The following is a 26,945-nucleotide window of genomic DNA, read 5'->3' as shown; positions in this document are numbered from 1 at the left end:
GGAATTCAAATGAATTCCCTATTTAAAAGTTTATTTAATAATGAAATATAATCAATTTTATTATTGTTTAATATAAAATAATTTTTATTATGAAATGTTATATTGGATTTTTCCAATAATTTAATATTTTTCCTTTTGAATCCTATAAAATTAGATTTAAAATTTATTGGAACTATTAGATTTGGGAAATTAATAATTAAATACTCAGATATTTTTGTTCTAACTAAATCTCCAAAAGAGTCATGGTATGGTCCGGCTACAACATTTTCCTTTTCTTTGCCGTATAAACATATACCTAATCTAATAACTTTTTTATTAACCGACTCGATTATTATTGTCATTTTAGCAACTTTATTTATTGCTTCCTCTAATGATTCAGGAATAAATTTAAAATTTTTATACATTGATTCTAAGTGCGAGTTTTTTAATATAACAGTAGGATGTATTCTAACTGTTTTAGCATTTATAAATGTGGAAATTAAAGCAGAATTAATATCTTTATTGTATGAGCTATTTGGTAATCCAGTCATTAAATGTATTCCATAGTCTATATTATATTTCTCTAGAAGTGTTATGGCATTCCAAACATCAATAATATCGTGTGGCCTATTAGAAGCAATAAGCACATCATTATAAAATGATTGAATACCAAGTTCAATAAAATTTATACTATAATATTTTAAAATTTGTATTTTTTCTTCAGATATTTCTTCTGGTGAAGTTGAAAATCTTATACCAGAAGATAATCCGGAGTTTATTTTTTCTTGTGCCCAATCTAAATAAAATTTCATTAAATCAATATTCATACCTGTAAATGTAGAACCATAGAATGCAATATAAGGGTTTACATTTTTTGGGAAGTAATTTTTATATTTATTAAAAGTATCATTTAACGTATTTATATTAGGTTTAAGTTTAAAACCAGTAGCTGAATATTCATTGCAAAACACACAAATTTTTTTACATCCAGCATGAGGTATAAAAATTGGAATAATATACTCTTTAGACATATACACCACCTTTTAAAAATAAACCGGCGGGTTACCCACCGGTTTATTATTTTTCTAATCCTATAAGTTTTTTAACAAAATTTGGAAGAGCAAAACTTGCTACATGAATTTCTTCATTATAATATTTTAATGCATCTTTCTTTTCAAATTTTCTTACTTTTTCAGGATTGAAATCTTTTAAAGGATCTAAGCCCTTTGATGCAAAAGTATATGACCACATTCCAGATGGATATGTTGTCATAAATCCTAAATAAACTTTTGCAACAGGGAATACATTTCTTATTCTATTGTATGCAATACCTACCCAAGCTCTGTCATAAAAAGGATCTTCTGTTTCTGCAGAAAATACTCCATTTTCAGTTAAAGCGTTATAACATGCTCTATAGAAGTCTTCTGTAAATAAATGACCACCTTCTCCTGCTGTAGGATCAGTTGAATCAACTATAATTACATCAAAATAATTTTCAAATTGTTTTATATATTCAGCGCCATTTTCGTTAACTATTTTCAATTTTGGATTATTAAATTCAACACTAGTTGTTGGTAAATAGTTTCTAGCAGCTTCAATAACTAATGGATCGATTTCGCATAATATTACTTCTTCAACAGATGGATGTTTTAAAACTTCTCTAGTTGTTCCTCCGTCTCCGCCGCCAATTACTAATACTCTTTTTGGGTTTGGATGAATAAACATTGGAACATGTGAAATCATTTCATGATACATAAATTCATCAACTTCTGTTGTCATAGTAATTCCATCTAAAGAAAAAACTCTTCCTAATTCTGGATTTTCAAAAACATCTACTCTTTGAATTTCGCTTTGTCCTGAAAATAAAACTCTATTCATTTTCATGAATAATCCAACATCTCCACCTGTATACCATTCCATATATAATAAATGTCTTCCAGCTTCTAAATTATTTTCCATAATATCCCTCCTATGCTTCCACTTTATGTGGGGAATTTTCATCTATACCAATTTCTTCGTATATTCCTCTTAAATGTTCTATTGTTTGTGCTCTTTGTGAATTAAAATTCTTTTTTAAAAATTCAAAGCTTTTCCATGGATCAACATGGTCTCCACAAGTATAAATATCTACAGAAGCATATCCGTATTCAGGCCAAGTATGAATAGCAAAATGAGATTCAGAAACAATTACAGCTCCACTTACCCCATGGGGCAAAAATCTGTGGAAAGTTGAAGTAACTATAGTTGCACCGGATTCGATAGATGCTTTTTTCATTAATTCTTCAATTTTATCAACATCATCTAGAATATCTTTATCACATTCATAAAATTCAGCTATAATATGTCTTCCCAATGATTTAGCCATATGCAACCCTCCCCATGGTATTATTGGATTTCTATCCATAATATTTTTGCTTTTTTCTTTTTGCTAGAATTTTTAATATAGTGTATTTTATCTGATTTAAAATAAAAGGAGTCTCCTGTTTTTGCCTTATGTTTTACGTCATCTAACCAAAGTTCAATATTTCCTTCTAAAACATAACCAAATTCCGATCCCTCATGATAATTTTCTTCTTCTGTTTTAGCTAGAGGATCTAATTCTACAATAATAGGCTCTATTTTTTTTACTTCTGTATCTGTCATCAATAACTCTTCTTTGACACCATCTGGAGTATCATAAATAGGAACTCTTTCCGATTTTTTATATATAATCTTTTTTTCTTCAAAATCAGAGAAAAATTCTTTTAAATTAGTACCTAAAGCTCTTAAGATCATTTCTAAACTTTCAAGAGTAGGAGAAGTTAAATCTCTTTCAAGTTGAGAAATAAACCCTCTAGTAAGGTCAGCTCTTACTGCTAATTCTTCTTGTGTTAAACCGCGAGAAAGTCTTAATTTTTTTAACTTCTCACCTATTTTCATAATATCACCTGTGCTTTTAATGCATCTTAAATGTATTTTTTAATAAACAATCAAAACCTTTTATTGAAATATATTTCGTGTAATATAGATTAAAAAATTATATGAAAAAACAAATTTTATAAAATTCTATGAATAGTTAACTAAACAATACGTTTATTATTATAGTCTTTTTTCTTTTTAATGTCAACATTTTTTTTATCAAAACTATGTTGTTAAGATTAATTTTTTTTTACATGGCATTTTGTCTTTTTCTTGAATTAATGATATAATCTATTAATGATATAATTTATTAAGAGCGTAATATAATTAGGCGATATATATTATGAAAAGAATTAGGAGGTAAATATAATGGATAAAATTAAAGTTAAAATTATTTATGAATCAGACAATCAAACTTTTGAAAGAGAATTTTCAAAAGATCAATTTAATAATTTTAGTGAATTGGTGAATTTTTTTCAAACAGAAAAATTAAATTCAGTTCTTACAAATATGAAAATAAATGAGAAAGAAATACCTATGAAGTATTATGATGAAATAAAAAATGCATTTTTCGAAGGTGGAGAAACAATAGAATTGACCTTTGATGATTTATATGGATTAGTAAAAAAGTTATTATTAGAAGGAGAACAATATATAAATAAAATAGAAGACTCTTTAAGTTCAATATCTAAAGAAATTATGTTAAATAGCAATGAAGGGCATAAAATGATTGCAGCTTTAGCTGAAGGATTACAAGCTATGAATACAATCCTATCTCAAGCATCAAAGGTTTTAAATAAACAATTTATTAGTGAAGAAGATATGAATAGACAAAAAGAAATATTAGAAAAAATAATAGATTCACAAAATATTTCTGATAATGTTGAAATTTCAGATATATTAGACTATGAATTTTCTGAAATATTAGAAATTTTTAAAAACGCTTTTAAAAATGCAATTAACGAGATTGAGTGAGGTGATTAAATGTATCAACCAAATCAAAATGCTAATAATAAATATGTAGAAAATATGGTAAAAACAGCTAGCCCAGCTAAACTTGTAGAATTATTATATTTAAATGCAATAGAAAGATTAAATAGAGCAAAGAAATATATAGAAGAAAAAAAAATAGCTGATGCAAATAATCAAATAATTAGAGTGGAAGATATTATTATGGAATTAAATTTATCTCTTGATATGGAAAAGGGTGGAGAAATATCAAAAAATTTAAGAGCACTATATACATATATGTATAGAAGATTATTAGAAGCTAATTTGAATAAGGATATTGAAATATTAGAAGAAGTAAAATCATTATTAAATACATTATTGGAAGCTTGGAGAGAAGCAATGAAACAAGCAGGAGATGTAATCAAACAACAGGTTAATGGTCCGGAAAGAAAAGGATTTGATATATCAACATAAAAGGTTGGAAAAAAATCCAACCTTTATATAGATTCAGCATTTAATATTTTTAATATTTTCTTTTCATTATATAAGATTAATAATATAAAACCTAGGATCATAAAAATCATAGATATTATTGCACTTACCCGTAACCCCGTTGCATTTACTTGATCAGATCCCCAAATAAATATTGAAGGAAATATCAATCCAGCTATAGTTTGACCTAATTTTTGCATAAAAGTTCTTGCTCCAAAAAATACTGCAGCTTTATAATTCCCTGTTTCTCTTCCATGTGCTTCTGCTATATCTGCTATCATTGCATTAGGTAATATACCAAAAATTGCTAAAGGAATAGCTGATAATATTGCGACTATATAACTTTGAATATATGGGGATAAAGGAACCTTTCCTAAAAAGGCTAAAAATACAAAGTTTATAGCAAATATAATAAAACCTGACATTAATAATTTCTTTTTTCCAGTTTTTTTAGCTATAAAATTAACTGGAACATAGAAAATAAAAGAAAGTAAAAACATTATTAATTGAACTTGCGAAGCTTGCTCTTTTGGTAATCCTAATAGTATTACAACATAATACACTAAACCAAGACTAATACCTGTTAAACCAAACCAATACAATAAATCTTGTAAAACAAAAATTCTAAAATTCTTTTCTTTAAACGCATTAATTACTGATTCCAAGCCACCTTCATTTAAAGTCCTTTCTTCACAATATTTCTTCTCATCAATAAATAATACTGGTAACAACATGAAAATAAAACTTATAATTCCATATATAATTACAACTATTTGGAATGCTTTAGTTGATTCAAAACCAGCATTTTCTAAAATTGATTGGAAAAGATATATTTGAGTTCCCAAAACATATCCAATAGCCCAGGTAATTGAAATCATTGTACTAAGAGTTAGTCTTTCATTTGGATCATGGCCAAGTTCACTCATCCAAGCAAAAAAAGGCGTAACATACATAGTCATTAACCAGTAGAAAATAATAACAGTACTAAATAACCATATAGTATTTAACGTATAATTATTTGATGGTGGTAAAAATGGAAGAAATGAAAATATTGCGAAAGGTAGTACGCTTATTGCTAAAAAACCTCTTCTTTTTCCCAATTTTAACTTGCTTCTATCTGACATAGTTGCAACTAAAGGATCTGTAATTGCATCAAATAATCTTGATACTCCTAAGGCTAAACCTACAACAGTTAATCCAAGAAAAACAGTTCCTCTGGGAATGAATTGTTGTATAGTTACTCCTTCTGGCGGCATGAAAAAATAAACAAGAGCATTTCCTATAGCAAAACTTGCTAAAGACCATCCTAATTGTCCTAACGCATACATCCACTTTTTCCATGTTGGTAATCTTTCTACCATTTATCTCCCCCCTAAAAATTTTAACGATATCGGTAACGTTACCGATATCATATCATATTCTTTAAACAAAAAAAAATTTAGTTATTGTTAATCTATAATTATATGACAGAATTATTATTTATTAAATTTAAAATTTTGTGAAAATTATATTATTATATTATAGGATAAATTTTGATGGAAAATTGGTGTGATATTTGGTATAATATAAAACGTGATATAAACATTTTTATAAAATATGAAAATTTTTAATAAATTTGGAGGTGATTCTATGTGGAAAAAATTTATAGTTTTAATTTTTATACTGACATCGTTAGTAGCTTTTTCAGAAGATAACAGAAAAACATTATTAATTTACACAAAAGGATATTCAATGATATCAAATAAGGTTGAACACAAATTAAAGGAAAGAATTATTGAAATGGGGAAATATAGACTTATAGAAAGAAATCTAAGCGTGATGAATGAAATTGAAAGGATTTTAAGTGGTGTAGCAAATAAAAAAGATTTTAATTTGAATCAATTAGCTGCAGATTATATTGTATATGTAGAAGTAATTGATGCTAATTCTAGAAGGAAAACAGATGATGAAGGAAATGTTTGGTATGAATATGAAATAGAAGGGGCGTATAGATTAATAGATGTTGAAACTAGTCAGATTTTAGAAGTTAAAACTATAGATACTTTTGGAAGTTATAGTGTAACAAAATTTGTTAGTGAAGATGAAGCAAGAGAAAATGCAAAAGATTTTGCAATAGATAATTTAGTTAGTTCATTAGTATATAGAATGAATAAGTTGTTTTTAATATCAGCAAATATAATAAATATAGAAAATAATATGGTTTTAATTGACTCAGGTAGAAATGTTGGAATATATAAGGGTATGATGTTTTCATTTGCAAAAATATATAAAATTAACGATGATGTTTACAGAAAAAAAGATGGAAAACTTATAGTAAGGGAATTATCTGAGAATTCTGCTATATTAGAAATATTAGTAAAACCTAAATTTGAGATTTCCGAAAATATAAAAGTAGTAGAAAATCCAGATTTATCTCCAATAAGAGGACATTTTACATTAAGTGGCGGATATATGTTAGATAATAATTATATTTTTAGAATGGATTTTATAGGAGATAATTATAGAGGTTTCGGGTTTGGAACATATATAGATTTTATCTTTGGAAATAAATCTAATTTTTCAACAGGAATATCATTATACTATATGAAGGCTTTTGGAAATATAATGCCTCAAATTGGAACGGATGTATATATGAGTTCTTCATTAGATTATGATACTGAATATGCAACTAATATAGCTATTGGAATAAGCCCAAATATTGGTATGGAATTTTTAATAACAGATAATTTTGGAATAACAATTAATGGAGGATATAAATTTGAAAGTGTTTTAGAAGGAAATTTTGAAGAGTCAAATACACCATTTATAAGATTGGGAATAGATATATTATTTTAATTTAAAAACAATGCTGCGGTTTGCAGCATTGTTTTTATCCTTTAAGACCGGAGCTAACAAGACTTTTAACAAATAAATTTTGAATTGCAAAGAATATAATCAGTGTTGGCACAAGAGCGATCATTGTACCTGCCATAATAGTTCCCCAATTATTAGCAGCTTCAGCATCAATTAACATTTTAACCCCTATTTGCACTGTTTTCATTTTGTCATCCATAGTTACAATTAATGGCCACAAATAAAGATTCCAGGCATATACAAAATTAATTAATGCAGCACCACCAAGCATGGATTTTGATAATGGTAATAATATTCTCCAAAAATATTGCATAGAAGTTGCTCCGTCAATTTTAGCGGCATCACTAAGTTCTTTAGGAATTGTCATAAAATGTTGTCTCATTAAAAAAGCATTTGTTGCACTAGCTGTAAAGGGTATAATCAAAGCATAATATGTATTTATCCATCCAAATTGTTTCATTATTAAAAATAGTGGCAAAATCATTACAGTTTCAGCTGGTAAAAATAAGGTTATAAATAACAACATAAATGAAAGGTTTTTACCTTTAAATTGAAAATTGGCAAAAGCATAACCAGCCAATGTACCTGTAATTAATTTTCCAAAAGTTATAAAAAATGCAACAATGGCAGAATTTAATAACATTCTACTTAAATCTACCAATTGCAATGCTTCCTTATAATTTTCCCAATGTAAAGAACTAGGAAACAATTTTGGTGGAAATGTATAAACTTCATTTGGTTTCATAAAACTCATACTTAAAGCTAATAATACAGGAGCCATTATAATTAAAGATATTATTATTAAAGTAATTTCAGAAAGTATTAAATTTCTTCTATTACGTTTAGAAATACTTGAAGCCATTGTTAATCACCTCACTGATAATGAACAGATTTTTCGACGCCTTTAAAGTAAATAACAGTAATAATACCCATTATTGCAAACATTATAATAGATTGGGCAGCAGCAGAACCATTATTTTGGAATGCAAAAGCGTCTAAATATAACTTATAAATCATAGTAGTAGTTGTACCAAGAGGTCCACCTTTTGTCATTATATCTATAATACCAAAAGAAGCAAACATAGTAGTTGTAAAATTCATGATAAATAAATAGAAAGTTATTGGTGATAGTAGTGGGAATTTAATCTTCCACATTCTCTGCCACAAATTAGCACCATCTATCATTGAAGATTCCAATAATGAATCTGGAATCGATTGTAGTCCAGCTATATAAAAGATCAAATCAAAAGGTAACATTTTCCAAATAGTAGCTAACATAACAGCTATAAAAGCATATGGTGTAGTTGTAAGCCAATCTGTGTTAATACCAAAAAGTTCTAAAAAAAGATAATTTAAATATCCAACTGTTGGAGTAAGCAAAAATGACCACAATGTACCAGCAATTGCTGGCGATATAGCGTATGGAGCAAAAATAAATAACCTAAATAACCTTGTTCCTGGTATATTTTGAACTAAAAGTTGAGAAATTAAAAAAGCTATAAATATAGTAATAAAAACTGAAGAAAAAGAATATAAAAATGAAGTAAGAACTACAGTATAATATTCTGGATCTGTAAATAAATCTATAAAATTTTCAAGACCAACAAAAACACTTCTGTTTCCAAAAAAAGATTCTTGGTAAAAACTTAATTTAAAAGAGTATGCTGCAGGCCAATAAATAAAGATAATTATTATAATAAATGTTGGAATAAGTAATAAATATGGAGTCAACTTACTTTTCCAGGACATGTATATTCCTCCTTTTTTAAAAAAGGGCGGATTTCTCCGCCCATTTTATTATTTAAACACTCTGTTATATCTCTTTAAAGCATCATTTACAGCTTTAACAGCGTCATTTAAAGCTTTATCGACTGTCTTTTTGCCATTAATAACATTTTCATATTCTGTTTCTATTATTTCTCTTGTTTCTGGGAATACACCCATAACTGCACCATTTGTATTAACTGTTTGTTTTGATAATAATAATTCCATAATAGCGGTTAAATAATTAGGTTTTTCTGAATAGAAACCTTCAGCCAATAATTGTTCTATAGCATCTTTTCTAACTGGGAAATATCCTGTTTCTAAATGCCATCTAATTTGTTGTGCAGGTTCTGTCATCCATTTTACAAATTCCCAAGCAGCATCAATTTCTTCTTTTGGATGTCCTTTAAGAATCCATAATGAACCTCCACCTATAACAGTTCCACCTTGAACACTTAAATCAGGTTTTGGTAAAAATGCTGTACCAACTTCAAATCCATTTTCTTTTGCTGTTTCAACAAAAAATTTAACATCTGATGTTGAATATAATACCATACCAGCTTTTTGAGAAATGAATATTTGTCTTGCACCTGACCAATCTTCTCTTTTAGTATTTAATAATAATCCTTCATCAGTCATTTTTTTGAATAAATTGAAAATATTTTTTCCTTCTTGACTATTAAATACAGCTTCTGTAGGTCTAATTCCAACCCTACCATTTCCATTATTTACTAATGGAGCATTTTGAACAGCCATCATTTGTTCGAAGAACCATGAGTGAGTTGGCCAAGTTAAACCGTATCTAACAACATTTCCATTTGCATCTTTCTTTTGTAATTTTCTTGAGTATTCTATTAACTCATCATATGTTCTTGGTGGTTTATTAGGATCTAAACCAACTTCTTTGAACATAGTTTTGTTATAGAATAATATAGCTGTTGATGAATTAAATGGCATAGAATACATTTTTCCATCAACTGTATAATAATTAGTAACTTGTTCTAAAAATGCACCTTGATCAATACTTGGATCTTCTTCGATTAAATCACCAATAGGAACAGCTACTCCACCATCAATCATTGCTTGGGTACCAATATCATAAATTTGTACAATATGAGGTGGATTACCAGCTTTTACACCTGCTATAGCCTTGTTAAATGTGTCTCTGTAAGAACCTGTGTATTGAACATTAACTTTAATATCTGGATGCGTCTTCATAAAATCTTCAGCCATACTTTGAAGCAATTCAATTCTCCAACCGCTCATAGCATGCCAAAACTCAATAGTTACTTGAGCAAACATAGAAATACTTAAAATAACAACTAATAAAACTAACAACTTCTTCATATAATTCCCCCCTTTAATTATGTAATAAAATAAATATATGTTAATATTATACAACATTTTTTAATTTTTTGCAACGAATATTATAAAAAAGAATCGAAAATATTTTTGAATGACTCATGATAAGTTTCAAAAATTTTTAAAATTTTAGGATTAAAGTGTTCTGGTTTTGTCCTATTATCTCCTTTTAATATTATTTCAACAGTTATTTCATGGGAATATCCTTTTTTATATGGTCTATCGGTTCTTAGAGCATCGTATACATCTGCTAAAGCAACTATTTGTGCTTCTATAGGTATATTATCTCCTTTTAACCCATATGGATATCCGCTTCCATCAAATTTTTCATGATGGTATAATGCAATATTTCTAGCGGTTTTGAAATAATCTTCTTCTAAAATTTTAGCTCCGTATATTGTATGCTTTTTCATTTCTTCCCATTCTTTTTCTGAAAGCTCATCTTTTTTTAATAAAATAGATTTATCAACGAGAATTTTTCCAATATCATGTAAAGGAGCATAAGTTGAAATTTCATCTATTAAAATTGGATCTAAATTTAATTTTTCGGCAATAAATTTAGAATATTTAGATACTCTGTAAATATGTTTTCCTGTTATATCATCATATTCATCTGCTATAAATGCTAATTTGTTAGAAAGTTTAGTATAAGAATTTTTAATATTTTCATAAGCCATTTTTTCTATCCAAAAAGCTTTTGCTAAATTTCCAAAAATTTCTAATAACTCTTTTGATTCATCGCTAAAAGATTTATCGCTATTAACATCAATATCAAGACAGAAATTTATCCATTCATCAATGTTTAAATTAATTTCATATATCATAGTTTGTTTTATTGGTTTAGAAGCTTTTTTTAATAATTCATATGATTTTTCATCCATTTCTATTCTTTCATTTTCAACAATATTATGATTAATTATTCGTATTTTTTCATTAGTAGGAATATGTCCTGCAGCATATTCGATATTTTTTAATAATTCAAAATTATGACCGTATGAACTTAAAAATTTCCACTTGTTATTTTTGGAATTAATATATATTATGCTACCATAATCTGCTTCAGGAATTAATATGATAGCAGTTCGTAATAAATCTTGATAAAAGATATCAAGAGGATTAGAAATTTTTAAGTTAGATATCATTTTCATAAGTTGAACTAATTTGAAATTTAAATTTTCTATTTCATTATAATTTTCCTCTAATTCTTCATTTACACTACTTAATTCTGATATATACTCATCTAGTTTAGTGTTTTTTATTATAAGTTGTGATAGAGTTTTTTTGAATGATAAATAATATATTAAAGCGCTAGCAAAAAATGTTATAGCAATGACAGGAAGAAAAATCAATAAATTCTTTATCCAATTTGGTATGGAATCTTTTAATATATATTTATTAAATAACGTATAGTATGGTGAATTTTCATCAAACTTCCAAGATTTTAAATAATAGTCAATTTTATCTATAATTTCTTTTTTAGTTTTTTTAGAAAAACCATAATACACTTCAATAGGGCTAAAAACTATAGGAGTTTTATATAAATTGTATGTGTTACCAGAATATATTCTATTTACTACACCAGCATCACAATTATTGTTATATACATTTTTTAATACATCATCATATGAATTGAATTCTATAAACTCTACATTTAATTCCATTTTTTGTATTAAATTAGTAATTTCATTATTATATATATCTCCTTTTAAAACAGCAATCTTTTTATTATTTAAATCTAGTATAGAATCAATCTTTTTGTTTGAATAGATAACTCCCCAATTTGTAAAGAATGGTTCTTTGGGATATAAAATGAAATTTTCCCTTTCTTTATTTTTTCCTAAAGCAATTATTAAATCAATTTTATTAGAGTATATTTCATTAATTAAATTAAAAAAAGTATCGTATTTAAACTCTAAATTCCAATGTTCTCTTTTAGCAATTTCTTTTAACAAGTCTACAGCAAAACCACTATATTGATTGTCGTCAATATATGTTAAAGGTTTATTATCATATAGGCCAACTATTAATTTTTGAGAATATATAGATAAAGAAAATAATATTATAATAACAAGAAATATTTTTTTCATTATTTTCCTCATTCGTTTAAGTTTTTATAATACTTATAATATGGTTTTACATAAAACACTTCTTGTAAATCCATTAAATAGGATATAATTTCATTGAGTTTTTTTGTATTTTCTACGCTATAAATATATGTAGAAACAATAGGTAAATTTTTCTCATGAATATCTTCATCTTTTAGTATACTTTTCACATAAAAGGATTCTACAGCCTTTTTAAATTCATCAAAATCAGCATTTAAATATACGGGAGTTTTCATACTTACATAATCACTTCCATCTTTACCTATAAACTTACCAGAAAATTTTAAAGCAATACCAAAAGATCCTACAACCTTATTTGTTAAATTTAAATCTTTTTTTGCTGAATGAATTGCTTCAATTATTGAATTAACTTTTTGTTCTTTGAAAAGATTATATACATATTCAACGAAGTTTTCCCTATATTCTGGATAAGGTAAAATTTTTTCATGCTTAATCTCCCATCTTCTAGGTATTGGAACTAAAATATAACCTTTGGCGTTTTTCCACAATCTTTTTTCTTCAATCATTTTTACTATTAATTCTTTAAGTGAATATTTAGAATTTTTAGAAATCCATGGATTTTTTTCATGTGCCTTTTCAACTAATTGATCTAAATTTAAAGGTATTAAACTTGTTGCTAGTAATCTTTCTATATATCTCATATAATTTTCTTCATATTCACTATATTCACCATTTTTTGAATATAATTTATTTCTTATTTCTTTTATCAAATGATTAATAAAATCATTATATGAAGCAAATCCAAAATCTCTATAATCTATTTTCATTCCACTAACTATTCTTTTTATAATATTTTCAGTTACATCATTATATTGATGTTCTTCTATTATTCTAATGATTTCATCGACAATATCTTCAATAGAATCTTTATCTTCAATTTTTTCAGATTTTACTATATCTTCGTAGGGAATAAAAACATCTGCAGATAATTCCATTTCTTTAGAAGTATTTTTACTTCTACTTACTACAATAACTTCTTTTCCATATATTCGCAATTTTTTTACTAAAGGTACAAAATCCGCGTCACCTGTAACTAATACAAAAACATTAATATGAGGCAAAGAAAACATAGTTTCAATTGCATCAATAGAAAGTTTTATATCATTTCCTTTTTTATTTTCAAAACCATCCTCTGGCATTTCAATTAATTCAATACCATGTCTTGAAAATGAAAACATAGTTGCAGGATATTTTGACCAATGGGCATAAGCTTTTCCGCCTACAATTTTACCCATTTCTTTAATTCTTTCAATAATTAGTTCAGGATCAACTGGTTGATTTTGATAATCCATAAAAATAAAAATATTTTTAATAATCTCACCATCCCTTTTTATATTTACTAATAATTTTTTCAGCAACCCTAATACCATCTACTGCTGATGAAGTAATTCCGCCTGCATAACCTGCTCCTTCTCCTATAGGATAAAGACCTTCAATATTTACACTTTCATAATTTTCATTTCTTTCGATACGGATTGGAGATGAACTTCTAGTTTCAACACCTGTTAAAACTGAGTCGTAATCAGAAAATCCTTTGAGTTTTTTCCCCATATCTATAATTCCTTCTTTTAAAGAAGAAACAATATATTCTGGAAGAATAGTATTTAAATCTGTAAAAACAATTCCAGGCTTATATGTAGGAAATACTCTATCAAACTTTTTTGATTTTTGATTTTTTAATAAATCTCCAAATAATTGTACAGGAGCATAATAATTTTTGTTAAAAGCTTTTTTTTCAAATATTCTTTGAAATTCTACACCAGATAAGGGATGACTGGAAGGAAAGTCTTCTGGAGAAACGCTTACTAAGACAGCACTATTAGAATTAATATTATCTCGAGCAAATTCACTCATACCATTAGTTACAACCATATTTTCTTCTGATGCAGAAGCAACAACATATCCTCCAGGACACATGCAAAAAGTATATACAGCTCTTCCATTTTTTGCTCTATGAGATAATTTATAATCTGCAGCTTTTAATTTTGGATGATTGTAAAATTTGCCGTATTGACTTTTATCAATAATTTCTTTTAAATGTTCTATTCTTACTCCAATTGAAAAAGGTTTTTGATTTATTTTAACACCTTTTTCAAATAATTTTTCAAAAGTATCTCTAGCACTATGGCCAATTGCTAATATAACAATATCGGAATATATCTTATCAGAATTATTAACAACAACCCCTTTAATTTTATTATGATCAATGATAAAGTCGGTAACTTTTGAATTGAAATAAATAGAACCGCCTAATTTTTCAATTTTTTTTCTAATATTTTTCACAGCAATTTCTAATTTATCTGTACCAATATGAGGTTTATTTATATATAATATTTCTTCAGGAGCTCCTGCTTTTACAAATTCTTCTAACATCTTTTTTATTCTATTATTTTTATCTTTAATTAAAGTATTTAATTTTCCATCTGAAAAAGTTCCAGCCCCGCCTTCACCAAATTGAACATTACTTTCAGTATTTAAAATACCACTATTCCAAAATTTATTTACATCTTTTTTTCTCTCTTCTACATTTTTTCCTCTTTCTAAAATAATTGGTTCAAACCCAGCTTCAGCTAAAATTAATCCTGCAAATAATCCTGCAGGACCTGTTCCTATAATTAATGGCCTAGAACTTAAGTTATTTTCACCGTATTTTGGAAGTTCATATTCTTTTTTTTGCGAAATTTCAATTCTAGAATTGTTTAACACTCTGTCTAATTCAAAATCTATAGAATAATTAAAGTAAATCATTTGATGTTTTTTTCTTGCATCAATTGATTGTTTTATTATTTTAATATTTTTTATATCAGAAGAAGATATATTAGCAATCTTAGCGATTTCTAGTTTAATATCATCAAATGTATGATCAATTGGAAGTTTAATGTTATTTATTCTAAAAATGTTATTCTTCATGAGCATCTCCCTCATAAAATTCAAGTAATTTATTTGTACTTTTTGCTTTATACATAGCTTTATCCGCAAAATTAATTAATTTTTTTAGTTCTTTTCCGTTTTTGGGGAAAAAACTTATTCCACAATTAAAATTTATTTTAAAATGTGTACCTTTATAATAAAAAGGATTTTTAAGATTTTCATCTAATCTGTATATAATATTTTTAACGTCTTCTTTGTTGATATCAGGGAATAATACAATAAATTCGTCCCCTCCAACTCTTGCTGCAAAATCACTTTTTCTAATAGTATTTTTTAAAGTATCAGCAAATTCATATAAAAAATGATCTCCAGCATCATGTCCATAATTATCATTTATAGATTTGAAATTTTTCAAGTCAAAATATGCTATTGCAAATGATTTATTATTTCTTTTTGCATAATTGAGAAAGTTTTCTGCATATTCAATAAAAAATACCCTATTTGCTAAAGTAGTTAATTGGTCATGTAATGCCATATATTTTAGCTTTTGTTCCAATTTCTTTCTTTTTATTACTTGTGATAATTCATTAGAAATAATTTCTCCTAATTTAATATCGTTTTCATCAAAAGCATTTTCATTATTAAAAGAGTCTAAATTAATTGAACCTTCTATTTTGTTATCTATAATAATGGGTATAACTAAAGTAGATTTTATTTTTTCTATTTCACCGTATTTTTTCATTTTTTCTAAATCTTCATCTGTTAAATATTTTTCTTCGATATTTTTTCGTATAGTGACCTTTTTTTGAGGTAATAATATTTCTTCAGTTAATTTCACGTCTTTTATTTTATTAAAATCAAAGTTTTTTGTAGCTACAAAGTGAAAAAACCCATCCTCTTTTTTTATTAATATACTTCCCGCATCGGCCCCATCAATAATTTTTATAGCTTCAGATAAAAAGAAATTAAATATTTTTTCTTCTTCATTAATTGAAAATGATTTAATAATTAATTGATTAATTTCATTTATTTTTTCACTCAATTTTTCGTATATTATTTTTTCAGTTACATTAAAGCCAAAGCTTACAAGTCCTAATTTATTATTATTTTCATCATATAATATAGAACTATATATCTCTAAGAATAATTCATTTTTTTTAGGTGTAATAAATTTCATTATAGATCTTTTTTGGAAAGAATCATTATTTAAAAAAGTTTTAAAATTCAAAAATCTATATTCTATCTCTTCTTCTGGTATAAAAGAAGAAAAAACATTCATTCCAATTATTTTATTTTTGGGCAATCCTAATAATTCGCACCCAAATTTATTTATATCCATTATTACTCCATTTTTATCAATAAAGATGTACAAAAAAGCAAAATCATCAAAGTTTATATTCATATTTCCACTTCCATTTCATACATTTATAATTTTATTATATCATAAATCAATTGATAAAATAAAACCCCCTGAGGGGGGTTAAGGAAGGGTTATGAAGCTTTACTTCTAGTTTTTATATCAAAAATTACTGCTGCGACTAAAACAGCACCTCTAATTATATATTGATAGGATATACCAACACCTATTAAGTTCATTCCATTTATTAAAGATGCCATAACTAAAGCTCCAACAATAGAGTTTGTAACTTTACCAACACCACCAGCTGCAGAAACCCCACCAACATATGCAGCAGCAATAGCATCAAGTTCAAATAATGTACCTGCTGTTGGCGTTGCTGATTGGAATCTTGAAGTATATAATATACCAGATAAAGCAGTTAATAATCCCATTGATCCAAAAACAAATAAGGTGATTTTGTTTAAACTGATACCGCTTAATTTTGCAGCTTCTGGATTTCCACCTACTGCATAAATATGACGTCCTAAAGCTGTTTTAGTAGTTAAAATGTGATATATAAAAGTAACAATTAAAACAATTACAAATGTCCAAGATAAACCGTTATAATTTGCTAAAATCCAGAAAATATAACCAATTATTAATGATATTAACAATAGTTTTAATATAAATACAGGTACAGACAATACTTCGAAGTTATATTTAATTTTATTATTTCTTTTTTTAATTTCAAAATAAATGTATAATAAAATAATAATTAAACCAATAAATAATGTAGTTAAATGCATATTTTCATTATTAAAAAAGTCAGGAATATATCCATTACCAATATTATTAAATGTATCGTTCATAACTATTATAGTACCAGTATCTTGTGTTGAAACTAATAATGCACCTCTAAAAATCATCATTCCAGCTAATGTGGCAACAAAAGATGGAATTCCAATAAATGAAACTAAAAAACCAATAATTAAACCGAAAATTGTCCCTAAAAGTAATACCAAGATAACTGTTGGTAAAGTTGGCATATTATAATGCATCATAAGTAATGCAGCAACTGCACCTAAAAAACCAGCGCCAAAACCTACGGAAAGATCAATGTGTCTAATAACAATAACTAATGTCATACCTACAGCTAAAACAGCAATATAACCCATTTGATTAAATAAGTTGCTAATATTTCTTGATGAAAGAAATAATCCATCTGTTAAAAATGAGAATATCAACATAATTATTACAAGTGCAATATACATCCCATATTCTCTAATATTCTTTTTAAGTAGGGTAATTAATTCATTTAACATACTCTAGCCTCCCTAATAATCTACAGCCATTGCCATAATTTTTTCTTGAGTAGCCTCTTCAGCAGTAAGTTCGCCTGTTATTTTTCCTCCAGACATTACATATATTCTATCGCTCATCCCTAAAACTTCAGGAAGTTCAGAAGAAATCATAATTATACTCATTCCCTCTTCAACCAGTTTATTCATAATAGTATAAATTTCATGTTTTGCCCCAACATCTATACCTCTTGTAGGTTCATCTAAAATTAATAACTTTGGTTTTACAAACAACCATTTTGCAAGAGATACTTTTTGTTGGTTCCCACCACTGAGGTTTAAAACTTTTTGTTCTATACTATGTGATTTTATTTTTAATGATTTTCTATATTCTTCAGAAATAATAACTTCTTTATTTTCATCGATAAAAAATCCTTTAGCAATTTCTTTTAAATTTGAAATAGTAATATTAGTTTTTATATCAAAATCCAATATTAATCCATTACCTTTTCTATCTTCAGAAACATAAGCAATACCAGCCTTGATAGCATCTGAAGTTGATTTAAATGATTTTTGTTCTCCTTCAAAATATAGTTCTCCGCTAATAGTATAACCGTCTGGATTACCAAAAATACTATGAGCGAGTTCTGTTCTACCTGCACCAATAAGTCCTGCAATACCGACAATTTCCCCTCTTTTTACATAAAAGTCAGCAGATTTAACAACATATCTTTCATTCTTTTTATCATATGCTTTCCAATTTTTTATTTCAAAAATTTTTTCACCAATTTTATGAGTTCTTTTTGGGTAAATATCATTAATTTCTCTACCCACCATATGTTTAATAATGTCATTTTCAGATATATTATCATTTTCAATTGTTGTTATAGTTAAACCATCTCTTAATACGGTGATGGTATCAGCAACTTCTAATACCTCATTTAGCTTATGAGATATTAAAATTGAAGTAATTCCATGATTTTTAAGTTCTTTAACTATACGAAGTAAATTCTCACTATCAGCTTCATTTAAAGCTGATGTTGGTTCATCTAATATTAATAATTTTACATTCTTACTTAAAGCTTTAGCAATTTCAATAATTTGTTGGATTCCTACACCAAAATCTTTAACTTTTTTTGAAGTGTCTAAATTTTCATATCCCAATTTTTTTAATACTTTTTTAGCTTCAGTTATTGTTTCGTTCCAATCGATTATTCCATTCTTTTTAATTTCATGACCCAAAAAGATATTTTCATATACAGTTAATTCTGGAATTAAAGCTAATTCTTGATAAATAGTAACTATCCCAACTTTTTCACTATCATATATAGTATTAAACTTTTGTTCTTTGCCTTCAAAAATTATTTGTCCATCATATGTACTATGATATCCACTGAGTATTTTCATTAAAGTAGATTTTCCAGAACCGTTTTCGCCGATTAAACAGTGAATTTCTCCTTTTTTTACCTTAAAATTCACATTGTCTAAAGCCTTTACACCAGGAAATTCTTTTGTTATATTTTTCATTTCTAGAATAAATTCGCTCAAAAAAATCACCCCTTATTCGAAAAAGGGTAGCGGATCCCACTACCCTATTACATTTCAATTACCATCTAAAATCTGATTCCTTATAATATCCTGAATCAATTAATACTTTTTTTACATTATCTTTAGTAACTACGGAGATATTTGATTGAATAGCAGGAACCATTTTTGCACCATTATCATATGCTTGTGGAGTAATTAATTGTACGCCTTTTAATACAAATTGAGCTAAATTAATAGCGTCTTTAACTAATAATCTAACATCTTTAAATACAGTCATTGATTGTTTTCCGTCAATTATGTATTGAATAGAAGCTTTTTCTGCATCTTGTCCGGTTACATAATACATTTTCACATCTCTATCTTGTCTGAAAGCATCAGCGATTGCTCTAGCTGTACCGTCATTTGGTGCAAGAATAAATACAGTACCCTTATCAGTTTTTTTAGCTCTTGTTAAATTATCTTCAGCTTTTCTTCTTGCTACTGTAAATGACCAATCTGTTGTAATTTGGTTAATGATTTTAGCCATTTCTTCTCTTGATAATTCTTTCTTATTTTGTAATTTAACTGCTTCTGATGAATTAATTATTCTGAATGTTCCATCAGCAATTTTTGGTTGCAATACTTCCCATGCGCCTTGGAAGAATAAGAATGCATTATTATCTGATAAAGCTCCTGCGTATAAATATAATGGATTATTTTTTCCTGTAGCGTGATCAACTAAGAATTGACCTTGTGCTCTACCAACTTCTACACTATCAAAAGTTACATAGTAATCTACAGATTCTGTATTTGTAACTAATCTATCATATGAAATAACTGTAACGCCAGCTTTTTTTGCTAAGTCAACTGTACCAGCTGCAGCAACTGCGTCATGAGGACAAATAATTAATACTTTAATCCCTTTTGAAAGTAAAGCTTCCACATTTTGTCTTTCTTTTGCAGGGTTACCTTGACTAAATAAAACTTCTACAGAAACATTAGTGTCTTTTAATGCGTCTTTAAATCTTGTTTCATCTTGTACCCATCTTGGTTCATCTTTAGTAGGAAGAACAATACCTACATCTACAGCGTAAATAGTAATAGTAAAAATAACTAATAATGCCAATAAAACCTTTTTCATAACTCCACCTCCAAATTATATAAGTTTATCCATTATGTATATTAGCAACACTGTGCCAAATTATTTTTATTAATTTTTAAAATTAAGTAAAATGAAGATTTTGTAGTTTCATTGAGTTTAATTGAATGAAACTTAAGTTTAAATAACTATGAATAAATTGCATATATATGATAAAAATAATATAATTACTATGCAAAAATTGCATACAATATGCAAAAATTGGAGGTTATTATGACGTTAAAAAAAAGATTTATTTTCATTATATTATTATTTGTTTTTCTTCCTACAATGTTAATTATTTTTAATGAGACATATATTACCAAATATATATTTAAAGAATTATCAGGTTATACAGAAAAAACAATTGACGATTTTGGTTTTGAAGTTGTTAATAAGATTTATCCAACAGCATTAAATAATTTTTTTGAATATAGTAATTATTTAAAAAATTTTTCTTTAAATATTTTAGATAATCAAAGAATAATAGATTATTCTAAATACGGATTAGTTAATACTGTAAAAAAATATTTAGAAGAATTATTAAATTCATCATCCATAGATGGAGTAATAATAATTGTGGGAGATGAAATAAAAATTAAAATAGGAGATTTTCCAAATATAGAAGATATTGATAATGGGTATTTTGAAAATGAAAAAGGTATATATATGGTTTCAGGGGCCAAAAAAGATGATGTTGAGGTATATTCATCAATGAAAATAGATAGATTTTTTTTAGATTCGTTAAACTTATCTTCAATATCATTAATATCTATAATAGGTGAAAAACATAAGGTTTTTCAGAGGAATGATTATTATAATTATTTTGATATTGAAAATAATTATGTAATTTCAAATGGTTATAAATATCCGTCAAAAATAGAAAAATTATCTGAAAATATTATTTTTGTGATATCTTTTGACATATCACAATTGAGTTCAATTCAAAATAAGATAAAAGATGTATTCTTTGAGAATATATCATCTAATCTAAATATTTCATTATTAATTTGGATATTTATTTCTCCTTTTTTGATATATTTTGCATTATTTTATTTTGGGAAAAATATAGAAACTTTAGAATTATCTATCAGAGCAATTAAAGATATAGCTAAAGGTAATTTTGATGTGAATATTGAAGTAGAAGATAAAGAAAATAATAGATATAAAGATTTGATAGATTCTATAAATGTTTTATCAGAAAATCTAAGTAATATGCGAAATGAAATAGATAAGAATATAAAAACACTTGAAAATGAAAAAAATACTCTTAAATATTTAGTAAACAATCTATATGAAGGAATAATATTTTTTGATTTAGATGGAAGTATTAAAGCAGAAAATGATTTTGGTAAAGAAGTTTTAAAAGAGATTGGGGAAAGTGAATTAAAAAATTCTAAAAATAAAATTTATTCTTTAAGAATTAAAGATGAACAAAAATTAATAGAAGTTAGTAGAAATTATTTAGAGAATTCATTATTAGTATTAATAAGGGATATATCTTTAGAAAAAGAGATGAATGATTTATATACATTAAATGAAAAATTGGTAGAAAAAGAAAAATTTGGGCGTATAGCAGCCCATGAAATTAGAAATCCATTAAATTCAATGTATCTTAATTTACAATATTTAAAAATGGAATTTGAAGGTAATAAAAAAATAGAAGAAATTAGTGATTTAATTATGGATCAAATAAAAACCATAGATTCAATTGTTGGTGAATTATCTTCAAGAGCTATTATAGAATCAGAAGAAAAGAAAGTTAATATAAAAAGCGTTATTTCTCAAATTTTAAATTTATTAAAATATAAAATTTTAGAGAATTCTATAGATATAGAATTCTCAAGTGAAAATGTTTATTTAAATGCAAATCCTCAAAGATTGAATCAACTTTTCTATAATCTTATAAATAATGCTGTAGAAGAATTAGAGAATAAAGAAGGAAGCAGAAAGATTAAGATAAATATATCTAGGAATATTGATAATGTTATTATAATAATTCAAGATAATGGTAGAGGGATTCCAGAAGAATATAAAAAAAATATATTTAATAAACCATTTACAACAAAAAAGTATGGTAACGGTATCGGATTGTTTATAGTTCATTCTATTGTAAAAGAATTAAATGGTGAAATAAACTTATTAAGTTCTAACACTGGAACTAAAGTAATATTAGAATTTAAAGGAGCGATATAATGAGAAGAATATTAATAGTAGAAGATGATAAAAATAGTGCAAATATTTTAAAAATGTTTTTAGAAAAAAAGGATTATGAGGTAGTATTATTTAATGATTTAAGCAGTGTAAATAATATTGATAACTACGATATTGCATTATTGGATATGATATTACCAGATGGAAAAGGAACAGAGAAAATAAAAGATTATCTTGAAATAAACCCTCATTTAAAAATAATAATTATGACCGGATATGGTGATGTAGAAGATGCAGTTTATTCTATGAAAAGCGGTGCATTTGATTTTATAAAAAAACCAATTGATTTGAAAAGGTTAATGTTTTTAATAGAAAAAGCTCTTGAAGAAATAGATTTAGAAAAAGAAAATGAAAAATTAAAGTATATAGTGCAGGAAAATATCAAAGAAGATTTTGTTATAGGTCAATCAAAAATTATGAAAAATATTATATATATAGTAAATAAAGTAATAGAAACAGATGCGAATATATTGATTACTGGAGAAACTGGAGTGGGAAAAGAAGTTTTTACTAGATATATTCAAAGGTTTAGTAAAAGAAAGGATAATCCGTTTATTATAGTAAATTGTGCAGCAATTCCAAAAGATTTAGTTGAAAGTGAATTATTTGGATATGAAAAAGGCGCTTTTACAGGGGCAGAAAAAGCTAAACCAGGGAAATTTGAATTAGCTGATAAAGGAACTATTTTTTTAGACGAGGTTGGTGAATTGCCATTAGAAATTCAAAGCAAGTTATTAAGAGTTTTAGAAAATGGGACAATAGAAAGAGTAGGCGGAACAAAAGAGATAAAAGTAGATGTAAGGGTTATTGCAGCAACAAATAGAAATTTAGAAGAAGAAGTAAAAAATGGTAATTTTAGAATGGATTTATTTTATAGATTAAATGTAATTAATATCAATATTCCTCCTATAAGAGAAAGAAGAGAAGATATACCAATATTTATAGAATTTTTTAATAAAAGATATTCAGCAAAGTATAATAAACCTAAAATTAATTTTTCGAAAGATGCATATAACGTATTAATTTCATATGATTGGCCAGGCAATATAAGAGAAATAAGGAATTTTGTTGAAAGATTATTTATTATACATGATACAAATAATATTATAAAAAAATCAGATATTGATATCTTATTTAACGGCAAAAATGAAAAAATAAAGGAACTTGATAATTATATTACGTTAGAAGAAATGGAAAGGGAATTGATATTAAAAACACTAGAAAGATTCTTAGGTAATAAAACAAAAACTGCGAAGGCTTTGGGGATTAGTTTAAGGACATTGCAATATAAATTAAAGAAATATAATGGTGATATTATATGATAAAAAAATTAATAATATTATATATTATACTCTTTTATTCATATATATTTAGTGTTAATTTCTTGTACATGTATCAAGCGGGCTATCAACCAGAGGATTTAATAAAATATATAGATTCTCAAAATGTAAAGAATATTTTTGTTACTTTTAAATTCTATGAAGATATGTATGAAAATATAACAGTATCAGTAAATTCAAAAGAACCATTTTATGATATTGCATTAGTTGATTTAATATGGATTCCTGAATTAGCTAGCAATAATATGATATTGCCTTTAGATAATTTTTTTGATAACTACAATATTCCTGATTATGTATTGGATCAATTTAAATATAATGGAAAAATATATGCTTTACCATATTTGGTTAATATACAACATTTTTTTGTAAATAAAGATATATTAAAAAAGGCTGGATTTAATAATCCGCCTAAAACCTTAGAAGAAATGGAATATCAGGCAAAAGTTATTAAAGAAAAAGGGATTTTGGAGTATCCAATAGTTGATTCATGGATAAACGAAGAGGTTTTAATGTGTGAATTTACATGGCTTCTAGGTGCATTTGGCGGAGATTATTATGAAGAAGGTAAAATAAAAGTGAATACTTTAGAAGCTGTTAAAGCATTATCGTTTATGAAAAAATTATTAGATGAAGGTTTAATTAATCCTTTATCTTTAGAGTTTAAAGAAGATGATGTTTTAAATGTTTTTATTAATGGAGATGCTGCTTTTACAACTAATTGGACATATCAATCAAGGTATATGGAAGACCCAAGATATTCTAAAATATTAAATAAAGGGGCTTTGGATTTAATACCTGTATCGGAAGAAATAAAAGATAAAAGAGATACTATTTCAGTTAGTGGGTTTCAAGGATTAGCTATTTTGAAAAATACTAAAAATATAAAAGAAGCAATAGAAGCAATCAAGGTATTAACTAGATCTGAATTTTTCCATCAATTTGATAATGAAATACCTATATATAAGAATATGCATATAGAATATGAAAAAGAAAAGGAATATAACAAGAAAAAATTAATTGAATTAAAAAATGTATTAAATAGACCATCATTGGTAGAGTATAATAAATTTTCTGAAATATTAAGAAGATATATAACCATGACCTTAAAAGGTTTATTATCGCCACAAGAAGCTCTAAATAAGGCGCAAAAGGAAATTGAGAATATAAAATAAATAAAAACTGAACCTTTTTTTGTAATTTTATTCTAAATATTAGGGGTGAAAATATGTTAGTTATTATGAGAAAATTAATTATAATATTCTTATTATTTTCAATAACTACTATGTTTTCAATGGGGTTAACTTTAGAATTTAAAGAAAAAGATATTTTCAACATTCAGCAAGATAATAGAAGTTACTTTGATGTTTTTGGAAGGGTTGATTTGTTTGTTTTTTGCTTAAATGTACCATTAGCATCAAATAATTACTACTTAAATGATTTTAGCCAAATAATTATTAATCCCAAAAAAGAAATTAATGAGTTTTATTTAGGTATAAATATTATCAAAAGAAGTATAGGGATTTTTCCATTGAGATTGGCAGTTGAAAGCAAAATATCTAAATTAAATGAATTTAACAATTATTTGATAACATTAGAAAGTGGGATTAATTTTGGGAATAATCTTATCATTGAAGCTGGGGTATATAATGATTTTAATAAAATAATAAATATGGATTTAAAATGGATTTTTGGATTTAATATAATATTATTTTAAAAGAGGTGGGTTACCCACCTCTTTTAATCTCTATCTCCAAACATACCAGCAATCATAATCATTCTTAATAATTGTAAAATAGCCATAGCAGCCGATGCTACATATGTCATTGCGGCAGCTCCTAAAACTTTTTTTACATGAACAACTTCTGAAGTAGGCATCCCCATTAAAGGTAATGTTTTAATAGCCCTTGAACTAGCATTGAATTCCACAGGTAAAGTTATTAAAGTAAATAATACTGCAAAAGAGAAAAGAATAATTCCTAATTGTATTAATGGCTGGCTATAAAATAAGAAACCAATAATAAATATTATCCAAGATAAATTAGAACCAATTGCAGCAAATGGGACAGAAAAATTCCTTAATACTAAAGGTAAATAATTCTCTTGATGTTGCATAGCATGCCCAACTTCATGAGCTACAACTCCCAAAGCAGCTACAGATCTACTAGAATAAGTTGCTGCAGATAATCTTAAAACTTTATTTCTAGGATCATAGTGATCTGTTAAAAAACCAGATACCGCCTCTACTCTAACATCGTATAATCCTAATGAACTTAACATTCTTCTTGCAAACTCTGCACCGGTTTCCCCGGTTGAAGAAATAACTTTAGAATATTTTGAAAAAGTACCTTGAACAGATGCTTGTGCAATAAGCGATAGTATTAAACCTGGTATCAAGATAATAAATGTTGGATCAAACCAGAATGGATAGAACATCTATATACCACCTCCATTAAAATTCCTAGATTTTAGACAGAAGATTATTAATTTTGTTCAAATTATTATATCATAAAATGCTTAAAATAACCTTAAATATATCAATTTTAATTATATTAAAATTAAACATTTTTAATATAAAAAATAAATATAAAAAATAAATTTAAAGAATGAAATAAAAAAAGTCGATAAAACTTTGGGGGTGATATTATAAAAAGAATACTAATTTTAACCTGACTTTGACAGCAATTTCATGATTTTTGGGAAATTGAAACGGTAAAATGCGGGTTTGCGACGATGAAAAGGGTAAAAATTGTGGGTTGAAAAATTTTTGTAGTGACACAAATATTTTTTACA

At 26.2% G+C, this 26,945-nt stretch carries 23 protein-coding genes; 7 read left to right on the top strand and 16 right to left on the bottom strand.

What is annotated here, in order from left to right; translation table 11 throughout:
• Positions 1-5: 5 nt before the first annotated feature.
• From AS160_RS01470 to AS160_RS01455, 4 genes are read right to left on the bottom strand one after another with little or no spacing between them, the layout of a single operon-like run.
• A complete protein-coding gene (locus AS160_RS01470) occupies positions 6-1,010 on the bottom strand; it encodes a radical SAM protein (protein WP_165144213.1) in 1,005 nt (334 codons plus the stop codon).
• Positions 1,011-1,056: 46 nt separating this feature from the next.
• Positions 1,057-1,938 (bottom strand): polyamine aminopropyltransferase, encoded by an 882-nt coding sequence (gene speE, locus AS160_RS01465; protein WP_165144212.1) that lies wholly within the window; start codon positions 1,936-1,938, stop codon positions 1,057-1,059.
• Positions 1,939-1,948: 10 nt separating this feature from the next.
• The gene (speD, locus tag AS160_RS01460) at positions 1,949-2,344 is read right to left on the bottom strand and encodes an adenosylmethionine decarboxylase (RefSeq protein ID WP_165144211.1); all 396 of its coding nucleotides are present in this window, start codon (positions 2,342-2,344) and stop codon (positions 1,949-1,951) included.
• Positions 2,345-2,364: 20 nt separating this feature from the next.
• Positions 2,365-2,898 (bottom strand): cupin domain-containing protein, encoded by a 534-nt coding sequence (locus tag AS160_RS01455; RefSeq protein ID WP_165144210.1) that lies wholly within the window; start codon positions 2,896-2,898, stop codon positions 2,365-2,367.
• A gap of 348 nt (positions 2,899-3,246) precedes the next feature.
• On the opposite strand from AS160_RS01455, the gene AS160_RS01450 reads away from it, so the two are divergent.
• Positions 3,247-3,852 (top strand): hypothetical protein, encoded by a 606-nt coding sequence (locus tag AS160_RS01450; RefSeq protein WP_165144209.1) that lies wholly within the window; start codon positions 3,247-3,249, stop codon positions 3,850-3,852.
• A 9-nt stretch (positions 3,853-3,861) separates the two neighbouring features.
• A complete protein-coding gene (fliS, locus tag AS160_RS01445; RefSeq protein ID WP_165144208.1) occupies positions 3,862-4,302 on the top strand; it encodes a flagellar export chaperone FliS in 441 nt (146 codons plus the stop codon).
• 23 nt (positions 4,303-4,325) lie between these two features.
• Here fliS and AS160_RS01440 read toward each other — a convergent pair whose 3' ends face one another.
• A complete protein-coding gene (locus tag AS160_RS01440; RefSeq protein ID WP_165144207.1) occupies positions 4,326-5,681 on the bottom strand; it encodes an MFS transporter in 1,356 nt (451 codons plus the stop codon).
• Between the two features lie 268 nt (positions 5,682-5,949).
• On the opposite strand from AS160_RS01440, the gene AS160_RS01435 reads away from it, so the two are divergent.
• Complete coding sequence (locus tag AS160_RS01435; RefSeq protein WP_165144206.1) at positions 5,950-7,155, top strand: hypothetical protein; 1,206 nt, start codon at positions 5,950-5,952, stop codon at positions 7,153-7,155.
• 34 nt (positions 7,156-7,189) lie between these two features.
• Here AS160_RS01435 and AS160_RS01430 read toward each other — a convergent pair whose 3' ends face one another.
• The 10 genes from AS160_RS01430 to AS160_RS01385 all read right to left on the bottom strand — a co-directional run bounded on the left by AS160_RS01430 (position 7,190) and on the right by AS160_RS01385 (position 20,601).
• On the bottom strand, positions 7,190-8,035 hold the full coding sequence (locus AS160_RS01430; RefSeq protein WP_206528028.1) for a carbohydrate ABC transporter permease: 846 nt from the start codon (positions 8,033-8,035) through the stop codon (positions 7,190-7,192).
• A gap of 11 nt (positions 8,036-8,046) precedes the next feature.
• Entirely contained in the window at positions 8,047-8,922 is an 876-nt protein-coding gene (locus tag AS160_RS01425) for a sugar ABC transporter permease (RefSeq protein ID WP_165144205.1), read from the bottom strand.
• Positions 8,923-8,970: 48 nt separating this feature from the next.
• Positions 8,971-10,284 carry an ABC transporter substrate-binding protein gene (locus AS160_RS01420; RefSeq protein WP_165144204.1) on the bottom strand — a complete coding sequence of 438 codons (1,314 nt, stop codon included), beginning with the start codon at positions 10,282-10,284 and terminating at the stop codon, positions 8,971-8,973.
• Positions 10,285-10,364: 80 nt separating this feature from the next.
• A complete protein-coding gene (locus tag AS160_RS01415) occupies positions 10,365-12,386 on the bottom strand; it encodes an HD domain-containing phosphohydrolase (RefSeq protein ID WP_165144203.1) in 2,022 nt (673 codons plus the stop codon).
• A gap of 8 nt (positions 12,387-12,394) precedes the next feature.
• Positions 12,395-13,717, bottom strand: a complete 1,323-nt coding sequence (locus tag AS160_RS01410) for an NYN domain-containing protein (protein WP_206528027.1) — start codon at positions 13,715-13,717, stop codon at positions 12,395-12,397.
• Positions 13,718-13,742: 25 nt separating this feature from the next.
• Complete coding sequence (locus AS160_RS01405; RefSeq protein WP_241244197.1) at positions 13,743-15,335, bottom strand: FAD-dependent protein; 1,593 nt, start codon at positions 15,333-15,335, stop codon at positions 13,743-13,745.
• The gene (locus AS160_RS01400; RefSeq protein ID WP_165144201.1) at positions 15,325-16,698 is read right to left on the bottom strand and encodes a diguanylate cyclase; all 1,374 of its coding nucleotides are present in this window, start codon (positions 16,696-16,698) and stop codon (positions 15,325-15,327) included. Before AS160_RS01400 ends, AS160_RS01405 begins: the two co-directional genes overlap by 11 nt.
• Before the next feature lie 89 nt (positions 16,699-16,787).
• Positions 16,788-17,957, bottom strand: coding sequence for a sugar ABC transporter permease (locus AS160_RS01395; protein ID WP_165144200.1), 1,170 nt, complete (start codon positions 17,955-17,957; stop codon positions 16,788-16,790).
• A gap of 12 nt (positions 17,958-17,969) precedes the next feature.
• A complete protein-coding gene (locus tag AS160_RS01390) occupies positions 17,970-19,481 on the bottom strand; it encodes an ATP-binding cassette domain-containing protein (protein ID WP_165144199.1) in 1,512 nt (503 codons plus the stop codon).
• Positions 19,482-19,539: 58 nt separating this feature from the next.
• Positions 19,540-20,601: a sugar-binding protein gene (locus tag AS160_RS01385; protein WP_165144198.1), complete on the bottom strand. Its 1,062-nt coding sequence runs from the start codon at positions 20,599-20,601 to the stop codon at positions 19,540-19,542.
• Positions 20,602-20,832: 231 nt separating this feature from the next.
• Between AS160_RS01385 and AS160_RS01380 the strand changes: the two genes are divergently transcribed.
• From AS160_RS01380 to AS160_RS01365, 4 genes are read left to right on the top strand one after another with little or no spacing between them, the layout of a single operon-like run.
• A complete protein-coding gene (locus tag AS160_RS01380; protein ID WP_165144197.1) occupies positions 20,833-22,794 on the top strand; it encodes an ATP-binding protein in 1,962 nt (653 codons plus the stop codon).
• Positions 22,794-24,134 carry a sigma-54 dependent transcriptional regulator gene (locus AS160_RS01375; protein ID WP_165144196.1) on the top strand — a complete coding sequence of 447 codons (1,341 nt, stop codon included), beginning with the start codon at positions 22,794-22,796 and terminating at the stop codon, positions 24,132-24,134. The genes AS160_RS01380 and AS160_RS01375 overlap by 1 nt, the downstream gene beginning before the upstream one ends.
• A complete protein-coding gene (locus AS160_RS01370; protein WP_165144195.1) occupies positions 24,131-25,327 on the top strand; it encodes a sugar ABC transporter substrate-binding protein in 1,197 nt (398 codons plus the stop codon). The genes AS160_RS01375 and AS160_RS01370 overlap by 4 nt, the downstream gene beginning before the upstream one ends.
• Before the next feature lie 53 nt (positions 25,328-25,380).
• Positions 25,381-25,869, top strand: coding sequence for a hypothetical protein (locus AS160_RS01365; RefSeq protein WP_165144194.1), 489 nt, complete (start codon positions 25,381-25,383; stop codon positions 25,867-25,869).
• 23 nt (positions 25,870-25,892) lie between these two features.
• Here the strand turns inward: AS160_RS01365 and AS160_RS01360 are convergent, their stop codons facing one another.
• On the bottom strand, positions 25,893-26,588 hold the full coding sequence (locus tag AS160_RS01360) for a zinc metallopeptidase (RefSeq protein WP_165144193.1): 696 nt from the start codon (positions 26,586-26,588) through the stop codon (positions 25,893-25,895).
• Between the last annotated feature and the right edge of the window lie 357 nt (positions 26,589-26,945).

The sequence above is a fragment of the Marinitoga sp. 38H-ov genome, from assembly GCF_011057715.1.
Lineage (GTDB): Bacteria > Thermotogota > Thermotogae > Petrotogales > Petrotogaceae > Marinitoga.
The sequence above is the reverse complement of the archived record's forward strand: the minus strand, read 5'-3'. Positions and strand labels throughout refer to the sequence as shown.